This is a genomic window from Streptomyces sp. NBC_01013 (genome assembly GCF_045162765.1).
Taxonomy (GTDB): domain Bacteria; phylum Actinomycetota; class Actinomycetes; order Streptomycetales; family Streptomycetaceae; genus Streptomyces.
Map to the genome: position 1 here is coordinate 5971770 of NZ_CP108687.1, position 14713 is coordinate 5986482.

Consider the following 14713-nt stretch of genomic DNA (forward strand, 5'->3'; position numbering starts at 1 on the left):
AATGGTGGCGTGGTTGGTGCCACAGGGGGTTGGCTGGAAAGGAAAACCGGGCTGTCAGTATCTTACTGCGGGGCGGCTCGGCCCTTTGACTCGGATCCTCCTGGGGGAACTTCATGGTTCAGCTCACCTCACGCAGCGCTTCGATGTCGGTGGAGAGCGTCGAGCACGCCGGGCACTCTGCAGGTGCCGGCCGTGCCGAGGTCTCCTCCGGGGTCCCGGCCGAGGCACTCTCCGCAAGTGGCGAGGAGCCTGGCCGCAGAGAGGTGTCGTCCGACCGACTGAGACAGCTGGTCCACCGGACCGACCCGCAGGACGTCTTCCCCACCGGGCTCACCCCGCTCACCGACACCCAGTTCTCGGTGGCGGCCCACTGGCCGCGTTCCCACCGGTTCTTCTCTCCCGTCGACGGCCGCCACCAGGATCCCCTGCTCATAGCCGAGACCATGCGGCAGACGACGATGCTGGTCGCCCACGCCCAGTTCGGTGTGCCGGTGGGCGACGCCTTCGTGATGTGGGAGCTGAGGTACACCTCCGCGTCCGAACGGCTCGAGCTGGGCGACGACCCGTGGGACATCACGGTCGATGTCTCCTGTTCCCGGATCCGCCGCCGGGGCCGGAGCCTCGGCTCCATGCAACTCGAACTGCTCCTGCACCGCCGCGGCACCGTGCTCGCCTCCGGCGGCGGCCGGATCAGCTGCACCTCGGCAGGGGCGTACCAGCGGATGCGCGGCCACCGAGGAGCCGTGCTCGACACCCCGATACCCCTCCTGCCCGCCGTCGCCCCGCGCACGGTCGGCAGGACCTCCGAGCAGGACGTCGTTCTCTCGCCGGGCACGGACCCCGGCTCCTGGCTGCTGCGGCTCGACACCCGGCATCCGACCCTCTTCGGCCGCCCCAATGACCACGTGCCGGGCATTCTGCTGCTGGAGGCGGCCCGGCAGGCCGCGCACGCCTCCACCGGTTCGAGCTTCCTGCCGACGGCGCTGCAGGCCGACTTCCTCCAGTACGTGGAGCTGGACCGCCCCTGCCGGATCGAGACCACACCGCTCCCGGCCGACGCCGACTCGCCCGCCGGAGTGTTCGTACGGGCCGTTCAGGACGGCGAACCGGCCTTCACCTGCACCCTCCGCCCGCCCGCCGCCCATCCGGCCGGGCCCGGCCACGCCAGGAGCGATCTCTCGTGACCCCCCGCATCCTCATCACCGGCGCGACCGGCTTCATCGGCAGCCGGGTGGCCGCGGCCGCCCGCGAGACTCCCGGGGTTCGGCTGCGCCTGATGACGCACCGGACCGCGCTCGACGCCGCAGCCGCCGGGCCCGGCTCCCAGACGGTGTACGGGGATCTCGCCGAGCCCGGATCGCTGCGGGGCAGCTGCGAGGGCGTCGACGCCGTGATCCACTGCGCCTCCCGGATTGGATCCGACGAACGGACCGCCCGCACCGTCAACGACCACGGAACCCGTGCGTTGGTCGACGAGGCCGTGCGCAGCGGCGTCGGGCGGATCGTGCTGCTGAGCACCGCGTCCGTCTACGGCCGCGGCCCCTTCACCGCACTGCTCCCCGGCGAGGCCGAGACCGCCCCCGTCTCCGCCACCAGCCTGACCCGGGTCGCCGCCGAGCAGCACGTCCTGGCGGCCGGGGGAGCCGTCCTGCGCCCGCACATCGTGCACGGCGCGGGGGACCGGTGGGCGATCCCCGGACTCGTCGCACTGCTGCGGTACCTGTCGGCGGCGCCGGCCGGCTGCGACGCCCGCCATTCGCTGATCGACGTGGAGACCCTGGGCCGGGCGCTGCTCGGGGCGGCGCTCGCCCCGAAACCGCCGTCCGGCGTGTACCACGTCAATCACCCCGAGCCGGTGACCTGTTCGGACCTGCTGTCCACGGTGCTGGGCGCGCTCCGCCTTCCGTGGGCGGGCAAGGAGATCGGGCTGGACGAGGCCCGCGCCCGGCTGGCCGGTGTCCCGTACGCCACGCACCACTTCGACATGCTCACCGTGGACCACTGGTTCGCCGACCAACGCGTCGAGGACGACCTCGGCTGCGCCCCGGGCCCGGACTTCCGCACCTCCTTCGCGGAGCACGCCCCCTGGTACCGGGAGTTCCTCAGTCGCTGAGGCACGCGCTCACAGCGGTGCGGGGCTTGCCGTCACGCGCCCGCCGGGTCCGGGATGCGGGTGCCCGTCCCGCTCACCCGGACCCGCGCGTCGCCCGCACGCAGGGTGACGGTCAGCGTGCCGGGGCGGCCCATGTCCTCACCCTGGTGCAGGGTCAGTCCGGCGGACTCCGGGACCAGGGACAGGGCGCGCAGGTACGCGCCGAAGGCGGCCGCCGCCGCGCCCGTCGCCGGGTCCTCGATCACGCCGCCGACCGGAAACGGGTCGCGGACGTGGAAGACGGTCTCCGAGGCACGCCACACCAGCTGGACCGTGGTGAGGTCCAGACGGCGCATCAGCGCTTCGAGACGCGCGAAGTCGTAGGAGAGCGCGGCCAGTCGCTCACGGCTCGCGGCGGCCAGCACCAGGTGGCGGGCGCCCGCGTAGGCGAGCCGGGGCGGCAGGGCCGGGTCGAGATCGGCGGCCGGCCAGTCCAGGGCGGCCAGCGCCTCCGCGAGGTCCTCCGCAGCGACATCCGTGACGTGCGGCTCCACGCTGGTGAGGGTCGCCCGCAGTTCGGTCCCCTCGCGGACGACGGTGACCGGCACCGGGCCCGCCGCCGTGGCGAACTCCAGGTCCCCCGGCCCGTCCCGCTCGGCGAGGGCCAGGGCCGTGGCCACGGTGGCGTGACCGCAGAACGAGACCTCGGCCTTCGGACTGAAGTAGCGGATCGTGTATCCGCGTACGCCGGGCTCCGACGCCTCGGCCGGGCCGGTCAGGAACGCCGACTCGCTGTAGCCGAGCTCCGCCGCGACGGCGACCATGTCCGCCTCGTCCATGTGTGACGCGTCCAGCACGACGCCTGCCGGATTTCCGCCCTCGGGGTCGGCGGAGAAAGCGGTGTAGCGCAGGACCTCGGTCCCTGGAAGATCAGTCATGTGCGGGACAACCGAGCAGCCTCCGGGAACATTCCCCGAAGTCCCGCCCGTTCGCCGGGCGGGAGGACGGACGTCGGTCGACGGCATGTGACAGCCAGTCAGTTGTGGTCGTTCGGCAGCCGGTTCGGCCGCGGATCGGTCACCCCCGGCCCACGTACGGCATCGCCGTCGCCATCACGGTGGCGAACTGGATGTTCGCCTCCAGCGGCAGCTCGGCCATGTGGACCACCGTCCGCCCCACGTCCGCGGCCGCCATCACCGGCTCCGCGGCCAGCTCGCCGTTGGCCTGGAGGATTCCGGTCTGCATCCGCTCCGTCATCTCGGTCGCGGCGTTGCCGATGTCGATCTGCCCGCAGGCGATCCGGTACGGACGCCCGTCCAGCGACAGCGACTTCGTCAGGCCGGTCATCGCGTGCTTGGTCGCGGTGTAGGCGACCGAGTGCGGGCGCGGCGCGTGGGCGGAGACCGAGCCGTTGTTGATGATCCGGCCACCCTGCGGGGCCTGTGCCTTCATCTGCCGGTACGCCGCCTGCGCGCACAGGAACGCCCCCGTCAGGTTCACGTCCACCACCGTGCGCCAGTCGTCGTACGAGAGGTCCTCGACCGGCACGGCCCGCGGCCCGAAGGTGCCCGCGTTGTTGAAGAGCAGATCGAGTCGGCCGAAGCACTCACGTACGGAGGAGAACAGGGCGTTCACGTCGTCCGGGTGCGACACGTCGGCGGGAACCGTGATCACCCGGGCGTCCGGTCCGGCCAGTGCGGCGGTCTCGGTGAGAGGCTCGGGGCGGCGGCCGGCGAGGGCCACCGACCACCCGGCGCCGCTCAGTGCCAGAGCCACCGCCCGGCCGATTCCGGAGCCCGCGCCCGTGACCAGGGCCGTCTTCGTCGGGGAATTCAACGGATTGTTGCTCATGAGGCGGCAGCGTACGCCGAGCCGTTCGGCGGCCCGCTTCCGGAGGGGCGGGGCGGCGCCAAAAGGTACGTCCGGAGAGGGTGTTCGTGCCCCGGAGAGTGATTTCCGGCACGGAACCGGCGATTCCCGGAGTGCCGCCCCCGAAGTTGATGATCATGGTTTTGGCCGCGTACGCGGATTTTGCCCCCGGGAATCCATTCCTGCCGCATTCCTCATCCACGCGATGCCCGTGCGACGTGAGCACGCCAACCGCCCGATGTGCCGGCCCGGTGGACTTCCCCCACATCACCAGTCAGGGGAGGGACAGATGACGCACTCATCGCACCAGCAGGAGCTGCGCGACGCGGCCCGGCACACCGGTCGCCGCCGCTTTCTCACCGTCACCGGAGCCGCTGCCGCACTCGCGTTCTCCGTCGGCCTGCCGGCCGCGGGAGCGGCGAGCGCCGCGGAGCTCGACACCCGGCAGATCGGCGAGGACCCGTTCACCCTCGGCGTCGCCTCCGGTGACCCGCTGCCCGGCTCCGTCCTCCTGTGGACGAGACTCGCACCCCGCCCGTTCGAGCCCGACAGCGGACTGCCCGCCGCCCGCGTCGAGGTGCGCTGGGAGCTGGCCCGCGACGAGCGCTTCCGGCACGTCCTGCGGCGCGGCACCGCCATCGCCCACCCGGAGTTCCACCACAGCGTCCACGTGGAGGTCGAGGGCCTCGCCCCGGACCGCGTCCTGTACTACCGCTTCCGCGCCGGACAGTGGACCAGCCCGGTCGGCCGGACCCGAACCGCGCCCGCCCCGGGCGCCCACAAGCGCGAACTGAGCCTGGCCGCCGTCTCCTGCCAGGCCTACCACGACGGCTACTTCACCGCCTACAAGCACCTCGCCCAGGAGGACGTCGACGTCGTCTTCCACCTCGGCGACTACCTCTACGAGTACGCCGTCACCGCGACCGGCGGGGCCCGTAACTACACCGACCGCACCCTGCCCGCCCTCTTCAACCGGGAGACGACCACGCTGGAGGACTACCGGCTGCGGTACGCCCTCTACAAGTCCGACCCCGACCTGCGCGCGGCCCACGCCGCGCATCCCTTCGTCGTCACCTGGGACGACCACGAGACGGAGAACAACTACGCGGGGGAGACGCCCGAGAACAGCGTGCCGCCCGAGGAGTTCCTGATCCGCCGGGCCGCCGCCTACCGTGCGTACTGGGAGAACCAGCCGCTGCGCACCCCGCAGCGGCCCAGCGGCCCGGACATGAAGCTCTACCGGCGCCTGCAGTTCGGCCGGCTCGCGCAGTTCGACATCCTGGACACCCGCCAGTACCGCAGCGACCAGGCGTACGGCGACGGGTGGCAGACCCCCGGACCCGAGTCCGAGGACCCCTCGCGCACCCTGACCGGCGCTGCCCAGGAGCGTTGGCTCATCGACGGCTGGCGCCACTCGAAGGCCACCTGGAACGTCGTCCCGCAGCAGGTGACCTTCGCCCGGCGACGCGATGTGCCGACCGACGCCTACAAGCTCTCCATGGACTCCTGGGACGGCTACCCGGCGTCCCGGGACCGCATCCTGAGGGGCGCCGAGGCGACCGGGGTGGACAACCTCATGGTGCTGACCGGCGACGTGCACGTCGGCTACGCCTTCGACCTGAAGCGGGACTTCGACGACCCCGCGTCCCGCACCGTCGGCACCGAGATCGTCGCCACCTCCATCGCCAGCGGCAAGAACGGCTCGGAGAGGCCGGCCAACTGGACGAACCAGACGACCGCCAACCCGCACATGAAGTACTACAACGGGCGCCGCGGCTACGTCCTCGTCACGCTCCAGGAACGCCAGGCACGCGCCGACTATCGCACGGTGTCCGCCGTCACCACGCCCGGCGCCCCCGTGACGACGGCCGCCTCGTTCGTCACGGAGGTGGGCGACCAGGGCCTGACCCCGGCCTGATCCGGAGGCAGGGTGGCCGGGGCGGCAGGTACTACGACACCACGCCGTCCACGGGGTAACGGACGCCGATGCGCTCACGTACCGCGTCGAGCGTCCGCATCACCGCGAGCGAGCCGTCCAGCGGCACCAGCGGGGACTCCGTCTCGCCCGCCCGGACCGCGCGCATCACCTCGGCCGCCTCGAACTGCATTCCTGTCAGACCCTGCGGCCCCGGGCCGGAGGTGATCTCCTGCGGCTCCTTGCCGTCACGGTGGAGCACGAAGCGCTTCGGGAAGAAGAAGCCCTCCGGGAAGTCGATCCGGCCGGCCGTCCCGATGACCGTGGCGGCCGTCGGGTGGTGCCCGACGATCGAGCAGGACAGCAGGGCGTTGGCACCCGATTCCCAGCCCAGCAGCATGCCGGTGTTCAGGTCGACGCCCTCCGGCGACAGCAGCGCGTCGGCCTGCACCCGGTCCGGCTCACCCAGCAGCAGATGCGCGAACGACACCGGATAGACCCCGAGGTCCAGCAACGCGCCTCCGCCCAGTGCGGGATCGCGCAGCCTGTGCTCCGCACCGATGTCGCCCGCGAAGCCGAAATCGGCCTGCACCGTGCGGATCTCACCGATCGCCCCGTCCCGCACCAGCTCCGTCATCCGCCGGATGACCGGGTTGCAGTACGTCCACATCGCTTCCATCAGGAAGAGGCCGCGGTCCCGGGCGAGCTTCACCAGCTCCCGGGCCTCGCGCTCGTTGATCGTGAACGCCTTCTCGCACAGCACGTGCTTTCCGGCCTCCAGGGCGAGCGCGGTCGCCTCCCGGTGCGCGGAGTGCGGTGTGGCCACGTACACCACGTCGACGTCCTCGTCGGCGACGAGAGCGGCCCAGCTCCCGTAGGCCCGCGGTATCCCGAACCGCTCCGCGAACGCCGTCGCCGAGGCGTCCGTCCGGGAGGCCACGGCCACCACCTCCGCATCGGGCATCGCCTGCAGGTCAGCGGTGAAAGTCGCCGCGATTCCACCTGTCGCCAGCACGCCCCAACGGACAGTCCTGCTCATGCACGCTCCCAAAAAGGTGTCGACCATTCCGGCTGAGCTGAGAGCATAGAGGCGGATTCAACAACTATGGAGATGAGAATGCCGGAGAGCGGCGTAAGCCGGGCCCAGCAGATACCCACCACCCACACCGGGGCCGCAACTCCCCGCACCACCCCTCCACCCGCCCTCGCGGCCGCCCGGCGCACCGGACTCCTCGTCACCCTGGTCCTCGGCGGACTGACCGCGCTGCCGCCGCTGTCCATGGACATGTACCTCCCGGCGCTCCCCGCCGTCACCGACGCGCTGCACGCACCCGCCGCGACGGTCCAGCTCACCCTGACCGCCTGCCTGACCGGCATGGCGCTCGGCCAGGTCGTCGTCGGTCCGATGAGCGACCGCTGGGGCAGGCGTCGCCCGCTGCTCGTCGGGATGATCGTCTACGTCCTCGCCACCGCGGTCTGCGTCTTCGCCCCCAGCGCCGAACTCCTCATCGGCTTCCGTCTGGTCCAGGGGCTCGCGGGTGCGGCCGGCATCGTCATCGCCCGCGCCGTCGTGCGTGACCTGTACGACGGCATGGAGATGGCGAAGTTCTTCGCCACGCTCATGCTGATCTCCGGCGTAGCCCCGGTCATCGCCCCCGTCATCGGCGGACAGGTCCTGCGGATCACCGACTGGCGGGGCATCTTCGCCGTCCTCACCGTCGTCGGCGTCCTGCTCACCTTCGTCGTCTGGAAGTGGCTGCACGAGACCCTGCCGCCCTCGGAGCGCCACACCGGAGGTGTCGGCGACGCCCTGCGCACCATGCGCGCGCTGCTGGCGGACCGCGTCTTCAGCGGCTACATGATCGCGGGAAGTCTCGCCTTCGCCGCGCTCTTCGCGTACGTGAGCGCCTCGCCGTTCGTCGTCCAGGAGATTTACGGCGCCTCGCCACAGACCTTCAGCCTGCTCTTCGGTATCAACTCGGTCGGGCTGATCGCCGTGGGCCAGATCAACGGCAAGATCCTCGTCGGCCGGATCAGCCTCGACAAGGCGCTCGGTTTCGGGCTCGCGGTCATCGTGCTGGCCGCGACGGCGCTGCTGCTGATGACGTCCGGGGTCTTCGGGGACGTCGGACTCGTACCGGTGGCGACCGGCCTCTTCGTGCTGATGTCGGCGATGGGCCTGGCCATGCCGAACACCAACGCCCAGGCGCTGATGCGCACCAAGCACGCCGCCGGTTCCGCCTCCGCGCTGCTCGGCACGTCCTCGTTCCTGATCGGCGCCGTGGCCTCGCCCCTCGTCGGGATCGCCGGGGAGGCGACGGCCGTACCGATGGCCGTCGTGCAGCTGGTGTGCTCGGTGGGTGCGATGGCGTGCTTCCTGGGGATGTGCCGACCCTGGCAGCGGGTGGCCGCACGGCCCTGAGGCCGTGCGGGGGCGGGCGGGCCGGGCGTCAGTCCGCCCGCGGGTAGCCGATCAGATGCAGCCGGTCCTTGTCGTCGGTCCAGCGGAACAGCCCGACCCCCTCCGCGGCCTCCGCGCCCGGAACGCGGGTGATCGGTGCCAGCATGTCCGTGGTCCCGGTCGAAAGGTCGGCCTCGACCGGGAACCCGCCACCGGCCAGCACATCCGCCGCGTTGCGCACGTTCGTCGCACCGTAGGCGGTTCCGCTGTCGGTCACGGATGCCAGGACGAGGGTCCTGGACCCCTCGGCGTCCTCGAAGCAGAAGCCCTTGCCGGCCTCCAGATCGAACGCCAGGTTCCCCGCCACCAGATAGTCGCCCGACGACGAGACGACGGCCTGCGGGTACTGCCCCGGCGCGATCGCCGGTTTGTGGCACTGCACGGAGACCAGCGCCTTGCCCGTCTCCGTGTCGTGCACCGTCCACAGCTCGTGGGTCGCGGCGAGCTTCGCACCCTTCGCCAGCTGCCACTTCGCCAGGACCACGCCGGGAGCCACGGACGTCGGGACGCCGCTCCGCCGGTCGGCGCCCTTGGGCGCCACGTTCCGGCTGAACCAGCCGCCCGGCACCCAGAACTCCCGCGCCCCGCTCACGAGCAGGCCCTTCGAGGTCAGTCCGCGGACCTCGGTGAGCTGCTTGCAGGAGGCGCAGCCCTTCGGGTACTTCAGCGCCTTCGCGGTGGCCTTGGTGACCCTGCCGGAGGCCGGGTCCACCACCGCGCTCGTGGTCCCGCCGTCGCCGATCACGATGCCGGGGCCGGTGGCGGTGACGGTCGGCACCGAGGTCCACGGCACTTCGACGCGCTGCCGGCTGCCGTCCTCCACGGTGTACACGTCGAGGGAGACGATCCGGTCGGCCGGCGCCGGGGCGTCCTCACCGACCTTCCCGTACGCCCAGGTCACGAAGTACTCCTGGTCGTCAGTGGTGACGGTGAGCAACTTCGGGAAGTGCGTCGCGGCCGGCGGGCGCCAGGCGTCCCCGCTCCAGCCGGCCCGGCCGGTCTCCGAGTCGATGGTCCTCAGCTGGTACTCGCCCTCGGCCGTCCGCACCAGATAGGCGAGCCGGCCGGTCGTCCGGGAGAGCGCGTAGTCGGGAGAGGTGCCGATGAGCTCCCAGCCGCGGCGGGTCGTGTAAGCGGACGGGACGGTCAGCTGCGTCGCCGGGGCCGCGCTCTTCTTCACCGGCTTCTTCGGCTCGGCGGAGTCGTCCTTCTTCTGGGCGCTGCCACCCCCACAGGTGGCCAGCAGGAGCAGCAGGGCCAGCAGCAGCAACCCGCCGAGCAGGGCCCGGCGCACGACCCTCTGCCTCGTGGTCCCTCCGCCGACCGGAGCCAGGCGCCTGAATTTCAGTCTCATGGTTCCCCCGATGGGCACGATACGACCTCGCGGCGGCCAGAGTAGCAACTGCCGTGTATGCGTTTACAGTTCGGTTCCGTCGCTGTTCCGTCCCGATCCTGAGCGGAGTCCGGGCCCGTCCGCGTCCGCCTACAATTCCTCGGTGAACGCCACCCTCCCCACCGCGGAAGCCCTGCGCGCGGCCCTGGCCGGACTCCTCGACGGGCTGCCGCCCAAGCAGGCCGCACAGGCCGTCGACCGGCTCATCGCCAACTACCGGGGGACCACTCCCACCGACGCCCCGCTGCTCCGCGACCGCTCGGACGTCGCCGCGTACGCCGCGTACCGGATGCCCGCAACCTTCGAGGCGGTACGGGCCGCCCTCGACGCCCTGCGCGAGGCCGCCCCCGACTGGGCGCCCGCCACCCACACCGACGTCGGGGGCGGCACCGGAGCGGCGAGCTGGGCGGTCGCCGGGGCCTGGGGCGGACAGCGGACCACCGTCCTGGACTGGGCCGAGCCCGCCCTCGCGCTGGGCCGCGAACTGGCCGAAGCCTCCGGCATCCCGGGACTGCGTGCCGCCGGGTGGCAGCGCGCCCGGATCGGCAAGGACCTCGACCTCGACGCCACCGACCTGGTGACCGTCTCCTACGTGCTCAACGAGCTCACGCCCGAGGCCCGCACCGCCCTCGTCGACGCCGCGGCCCGCGCCGCGCAGGTCGTCGTGATCGTCGAGGCCGGCACCCCCGAGGGCTACGCCCGCGTCATCGCGGCCCGCGACCGGCTGATCGCCGCCGGACTCACCGTCGCCGCACCCTGCCCGCACAGCGACGCCTGCCCCATCGAGCCGGGCACGGACTGGTGCCACTTCTCGGCCCGGGTCAGCCGCTCCTCGCTGCACCGGCAGGTGAAGGGCGGCACGCTGCCGTACGAGGACGAGAAGTTCAGCTACGTCGTGGCCACCCGCTTCACCCCGCGCCCCGTGGACGCACGGGTCACGCGCCGGCCGCAGATCCGCAAGGGCCAGGTGCTGCTGGAGCTCTGCACCCGCGACGAGGCGCTGCAGCGCGCCACGGTCACCAAGAGGCACGGCAAGCTGTACCGCGCCGCCCGGGACACCGACTGGGGCGACGCCTGGCCGCCCCCGCAGGACGACGTGGACCAGGGCCTGTCCGGACCCTGATCCGCGCCGGCCCTCAGCCGCGCAGCTCCTGGGTACAGCACTTCACGCTGCCACCTCCCTTGAGCAGCTCGCCGAGATCCATCGGAACCGGGGCGAAGCCGCGGTCGCGCAGCGGGTCGAACAGGCCCGTGGCGGCCTGCGGCAGCAGGACGTGGAGCCCGTCGCTCACCGCGTTCAGTCCGAGCGCGGCGGCGTCCGCCTCGTCGGCGATGAGCGCGTCCGGGAACAGCCGCGCCAGTACGGACCGGCTGCCCGGCGAGAAGGCGCCCGGGTAGTACATGATCTCGCCGGACGCTTCGTCGAGGACGCTCAGCGCCGTGTCCAGGTGGTAGTAGCGCGGATCGACCAGGTCCAGGCCGATCACCGGCCGCCCGAAGAACTCCTGGGCCTCGTCGTGCGAGAGCGGACTGGAGCGGAAGCCGCGCCCCGCCAGCACGTACGAGGAGGTCACCGCGAAGTCACCCTCGCCCTCGTTGACGTGGACCGGCTCATGGAACTCGGTGAAGCCGTGGCAGCGGAACCAGTCGCGGTGGGCGGCAGCCTCGGGGAACCGTTCCTGGTACGCGAAGCGGGCGCCCAGGACGCGGCCGTCGATGACGGTGGCCCCGTTGGCGGCGAAGACCATGTCCGGCAGCTCCGGGTCGGCTGTCAGCAGCTCGACGGTGTGACCGAGGGCGCGGTAGCGGTCGCGCAGGTCCTCCCACTGGGTCTGCGCCAGCGGCAGGTCCACGGGCTTGGTCGGGTCCATCCACGGGTTGATGGAGTACGTCACCTTGAAGTGCGAAGGGGCGCACATCAGGTAGCGGCGGGGTGTGGCTTCACGAGGCAATGGGGGCTCCTCACGAATAGTCGCGGCGGCATAGGTGGCCGCGCGGCCGGTGCGTCGCACGGGTGTGTGCGTGAGTTCATGGTGCGCCGTTCCGGGCCGCAGGCACAGTGGACCGATCGGGTGGTTCCGTACAGCCGTATGACGTGTGATCGTGCCGTTCCGCGCGAGGGTGGCGCCAACCCCCTTCCAGGGCGCGGATCACCTGAAATTCATCTGCCATTTCCTGACAATCGGCATGATAACGATCAATGTGGAGCTGCGGCGGCCGTACCCCGCTTCGGGACTCTGGCCACCCGAAGCGCAGGATGGTGGGACCATGGGCAGGGGCAACGCTGAGGTAAGGGGATAGATGGGCGCCGATTTCAGCCACAGTCGCGGCTCGCAGAGCAGGTTTTCCCACTGGCTGCGCCGGCGGCCCAAGCCGCAGCAGAGCGATGTCGACGGCACCGCGCGCGTGGCGTTGCTCCTGGCGGTCGCCGAGGCCGGGATGCCGATCGCGCCCGCCGCTCATCCGGTCGGCTACCGATGTTCGTGCGAACGCATCGGCTGTCCCACCCCCGCCAGGCACCCGGTCTCCTTCGCCTGGCAGACGCAGTCCACGACCGACCGCGCCCAGATCGAGCGATGGGCCCACAGTCAGCCGCAGGCCAACTTCATCACGGCGACCGGCATGATCCACGACGTTCTCGACGTCCCGCTGTCGGCGGGCACCCAGGCGCTGGAGCGGCTCCTCGCCGCCGGCATCGAGGTGGGGCCGGTGGCCCGGTCCGGTGACGACCGGATGCTGTTCTTCACCGCGACGCGCGGGACGCCGGAGGACGAGGACGAGTGGTGGCCGTGCGAGCTGGACTGCCACCCCGAGACGATGGACGAGCACCCCGGACTGCGATGGCACTGCCGAGGCAGCTATGTGCTGCTGCCTCCGGCCATGCTCCCGGGTGAGCTGGACGTCCACTGGGTACGGGGGCCGGAGAATCCGCTGCCGGACCCGCTCACGCTGCTGGAGACCCTGACGGACGCGTGTGCCCGGTTCGTCGGCTCCGCGGAGCAGAGTGACGTCGACCACGAGTCGGTGACCTGGCCGCTGAGCCGGTAGCCGGGCGGGGGAGGGCCCCGGGGCGGAGCGAAGCCCCCGGGCCTCCAGGACCCCCGGCCCCTACGAGCCCTTCGCCGCCGTCAGGCCCGGTACGCGGTTCAGAACGATCACCTTGCCCGTACCGGCACCCTTCTTCGGGACGTACACCAGCTGGCTGGAGACCCGCTCCTTCGTGAGGGTGCTCCGCACCTCACCGGTCAGCAGCGCCGCGACGTCCTGGGACACCACCGGGCGCAGTCCCTTCGCCGCGGTCTGCTGTTCGAAGTGCTTGCTGCTGAAGAAGACCAGCGCCCCGCCGTCCGCCGTCTCCAGGCCGAGCGGTCCGAACGCCCCGCTGCTGAGCGGCTGGTCGATGAACTGATACGAGAACCCGGCCCGCCGGGCGTTCAGCCGCGCGTCGCGCCAGAGCGAGGTGGACGCTCCGGGGGCGAACACGTCCGGGGTGCCCTTTTGCAGGTATCCCGTGTACTGCGCGGCCAAGTCCTGCGGAGCCACCGCCAGTTCGGCGCTGTCCGCGGCCGTTGGCGTGGCCCGGCCCTCGCTGTCCTTCGCGAAGTCGGGGAGCTGGGACGGGGTGACGACCGACAGGTAGGCGGCCTTCCACCCCGCGTCGGGGCCGGACTTGACGAAGACGAACAGCCAGCGGGTGTCCTGCTTCCCGCTGTCCTGATCACGGTTGGAGTCCGTGTCCGCGAGGAACCACCGCGGCCAGCCGGCCTTCTCGGGGATGACGTACTTCGCGTCGGTCAGCTCCAGCGGCCGGTGGTTCTCGTTGCCGTTCGGATGGTTCTTCCGGCGGGCCCGCAGACCCGCCTGGTTGATCGCGCCGAGCGAACCGGTGACCTCGTCCGCGTCCAGCGCGGGATCATAGGCCTTGTCCGCCGCGTTGTACGCGGCGGTGAAACCGTCCAGCGCCTGCGCGGCCTCAGACCGCGTCGCCGCCGGGACGACTTCCAGCTCGCCGTGCACCGTCACGCACCCGCTCGCCGTCATGCTCAGCACCGTCGCTGCCGCGAGCCCCGTCGCCAGCCGAACCGGCCTCAGGCTTCTCATCCGTTGCTTTCCGCGCCTTCTGATCCGTCGCACCCACTGCAGGGCCCTCTGACCGTCCGAACCCTACCGGGGAGAGGAACAGCGCGAGTGTGGGGATCAGATACAGCGCCCACACCGTGATCTGGAGAACCGTCGGATCGGGCTGGAAGTTGAACGTCCCCTTCAGCAGCGTGCCGTACCAGCTGTCCGGCGGAATCGTGGCGCTGATGTCGAACGCCCGGTTCTGCAGACCACCGAGGAACTCGGCCTCCTGGAGGTCATGGACGCCGTAGGCCAGCACACCCGCCGCGACGACCACCAGCATGCCGCCGGTCCAGGTGAAGAACTTCGCCAGGTTGATCTTCAACGCACCGCGGTAGAACAGCCAGCCCAGCACCACGGCGGTGAGGATGCCCAGCAGCGCTCCGATCATCGGGTGCCAGCCGTCGTCCGCCGCGTGCACCGCGCGCCACACGAACAGCGAGGTCTCCAGGCCCTCACGGCCCACCGCGAGCAGCGCCGTGGCGACCAGGGCGCCGGTCCCCATCGCGAGCGCCGCGTCGAGCTTGCCGTGCAGCTCCCGCTTCAGGTGCCGGGCGGTACGGCGCATCCAGAAGACCATCCAGGTGACCAGGCCGACCGAGACGATCGACAGCGAACCGCCGAGCGCCTCCTGCGCCTTGAACGTCATCTCCTGCGAACCGAACTCAAGACCGGCGCCGAAGGCCAGGCTGACGACGACCGCGATGCCGACACCGACCCAGATCGGCAGCAGCTTGTGCCGGTTGCCGGTCTTCACCAGGTACGCGATGAGGATGCAGACGACCAGGCTGGCCTCAAGGCCTTCGCGCAGGCCGATCAGGAAGTTACTGAACACGTTTCGGTTCCCTTTCCGCTTCGAGT

General features: G+C 71.3%; 13 protein-coding genes. 6 read left to right on the plus strand and 7 right to left on the minus strand.

The features are described 5' to 3' along the window. Positions 1–113 precede the first annotated feature (113 nt). Positions 114–1184 carry a ScbA/BarX family gamma-butyrolactone biosynthesis protein gene (locus OG538_RS26000; RefSeq protein WP_406097495.1) on the plus strand — a complete coding sequence of 357 codons (1071 nt, stop codon included), beginning with the start codon at positions 114–116 and terminating at the stop codon, positions 1182–1184. Beyond that, a complete protein-coding gene (locus tag OG538_RS26005) occupies positions 1181–2113 on the plus strand; it encodes an NAD-dependent epimerase/dehydratase family protein (RefSeq protein WP_406097497.1) in 933 nt (310 codons plus the stop codon). The genes OG538_RS26000 and OG538_RS26005 overlap by 4 nt, the downstream gene beginning before the upstream one ends. A 32-nt stretch (positions 2114–2145) precedes the next feature. Here the strand turns inward: OG538_RS26005 and OG538_RS26010 are convergent, their stop codons facing one another. Together OG538_RS26010 and OG538_RS26015 are read right to left on the minus strand one after the other, a co-directional pair. Then, entirely contained in the window at positions 2146–3030 is an 885-nt protein-coding gene (locus tag OG538_RS26010; RefSeq protein ID WP_406097499.1) for a PhzF family phenazine biosynthesis protein, read from the minus strand. Positions 3031–3169: 139 nt separating this feature from the next. Continuing rightward, the gene (locus OG538_RS26015; RefSeq protein ID WP_406097501.1) at positions 3170–3943 is read right to left on the minus strand and encodes an SDR family oxidoreductase; all 774 of its coding nucleotides are present in this window, start codon (positions 3941–3943) and stop codon (positions 3170–3172) included. Positions 3944–4250: 307 nt separating this feature from the next. Between OG538_RS26015 and OG538_RS26020 the strand changes: the two genes are divergently transcribed. Next, entirely contained in the window at positions 4251–5879 is a 1629-nt protein-coding gene (locus tag OG538_RS26020) for an alkaline phosphatase D family protein (protein WP_406097503.1), read from the plus strand. Between the two features lie 31 nt (positions 5880–5910). Here the strand turns inward: OG538_RS26020 and OG538_RS26025 are convergent, their stop codons facing one another. Beyond that, on the minus strand, positions 5911–6915 hold the full coding sequence (locus OG538_RS26025; protein WP_406097505.1) for a Gfo/Idh/MocA family protein: 1005 nt from the start codon (positions 6913–6915) through the stop codon (positions 5911–5913). A 78-nt stretch (positions 6916–6993) separates the two neighbouring features. Here OG538_RS26025 and OG538_RS26030 point away from each other — a divergent pair, with 78 nt between their 5' ends. Beyond that, positions 6994–8298 carry a multidrug effflux MFS transporter gene (locus OG538_RS26030; protein ID WP_406097507.1) on the plus strand — a complete coding sequence of 435 codons (1305 nt, stop codon included), beginning with the start codon at positions 6994–6996 and terminating at the stop codon, positions 8296–8298. A 28-nt stretch (positions 8299–8326) separates the two neighbouring features. On the opposite strand, the gene OG538_RS26035 is transcribed toward OG538_RS26030, so the two are convergent. Further along, positions 8327–9691: a hypothetical protein gene (locus OG538_RS26035; RefSeq protein ID WP_406097509.1), complete on the minus strand. Its 1365-nt coding sequence runs from the start codon at positions 9689–9691 to the stop codon at positions 8327–8329. A gap of 142 nt (positions 9692–9833) precedes the next feature. On the opposite strand from OG538_RS26035, the gene OG538_RS26040 reads away from it, so the two are divergent. Continuing rightward, complete coding sequence (locus tag OG538_RS26040; protein WP_406097511.1) at positions 9834–10853, plus strand: small ribosomal subunit Rsm22 family protein; 1020 nt, start codon at positions 9834–9836, stop codon at positions 10851–10853. A 13-nt stretch (positions 10854–10866) separates the two neighbouring features. On the opposite strand, the gene ddaH is transcribed toward OG538_RS26040, so the two are convergent. Further along, positions 10867–11700, minus strand: coding sequence for a dimethylargininase (gene ddaH, locus OG538_RS26045; RefSeq protein WP_406100303.1), 834 nt, complete (start codon positions 11698–11700; stop codon positions 10867–10869). A 331-nt stretch (positions 11701–12031) separates the two neighbouring features. Between ddaH and OG538_RS26050 the strand changes: the two genes are divergently transcribed. Then, complete coding sequence (locus OG538_RS26050; RefSeq protein WP_406097513.1) at positions 12032–12778, plus strand: bifunctional DNA primase/polymerase; 747 nt, start codon at positions 12032–12034, stop codon at positions 12776–12778. Between the two features lie 60 nt (positions 12779–12838). Here OG538_RS26050 and OG538_RS26055 read toward each other — a convergent pair whose 3' ends face one another. After that, entirely contained in the window at positions 12839–13771 is a 933-nt protein-coding gene (locus OG538_RS26055) for a hypothetical protein (RefSeq protein WP_406097515.1), read from the minus strand. Further along, a complete protein-coding gene (gene efeU / locus OG538_RS26060; RefSeq protein ID WP_406097517.1) occupies positions 13704–14687 on the minus strand; it encodes an iron uptake transporter permease EfeU in 984 nt (327 codons plus the stop codon). Before efeU ends, OG538_RS26055 begins: the two co-directional genes overlap by 68 nt. Between the last annotated feature and the right edge of the window lie 26 nt (positions 14688–14713).

Bases quoted from the DNA above. Each gene is read 5' to 3' on its own strand.
- OG538_RS26000 (WP_406097495.1), top strand. From the start codon at position 114: ATGGTTCAGCTCACCTCACGCAGCGCTTCGATGTCGGTGGAGAGCGTC.
- OG538_RS26010 (WP_406097499.1), bottom strand. From the start codon at position 3,030: ATGACTGATCTTCCAGGGACCGAGGTCCTGCGCTACACCGCTTTCTCC.
- OG538_RS26015 (WP_406097501.1), bottom strand. From the start codon at position 3,943: ATGAGCAACAATCCGTTGAATTCCCCGACGAAGACGGCCCTGGTCACG.
- OG538_RS26020 (WP_406097503.1), top strand. From the start codon at position 4,251: ATGACGCACTCATCGCACCAGCAGGAGCTGCGCGACGCGGCCCGGCAC.
- OG538_RS26025 (WP_406097505.1), bottom strand. From the start codon at position 6,915: ATGAGCAGGACTGTCCGTTGGGGCGTGCTGGCGACAGGTGGAATCGCG.
- OG538_RS26030 (WP_406097507.1), top strand. From the start codon at position 6,994: ATGCCGGAGAGCGGCGTAAGCCGGGCCCAGCAGATACCCACCACCCAC.
- OG538_RS26035 (WP_406097509.1), bottom strand. From the start codon at position 9,691: ATGAGACTGAAATTCAGGCGCCTGGCTCCGGTCGGCGGAGGGACCACG.
- OG538_RS26050 (WP_406097513.1), top strand. From the start codon at position 12,032: ATGGGCGCCGATTTCAGCCACAGTCGCGGCTCGCAGAGCAGGTTTTCC.
- OG538_RS26055 (WP_406097515.1), bottom strand. From the start codon at position 13,771: ATGACGGCGAGCGGGTGCGTGACGGTGCACGGCGAGCTGGAAGTCGTC.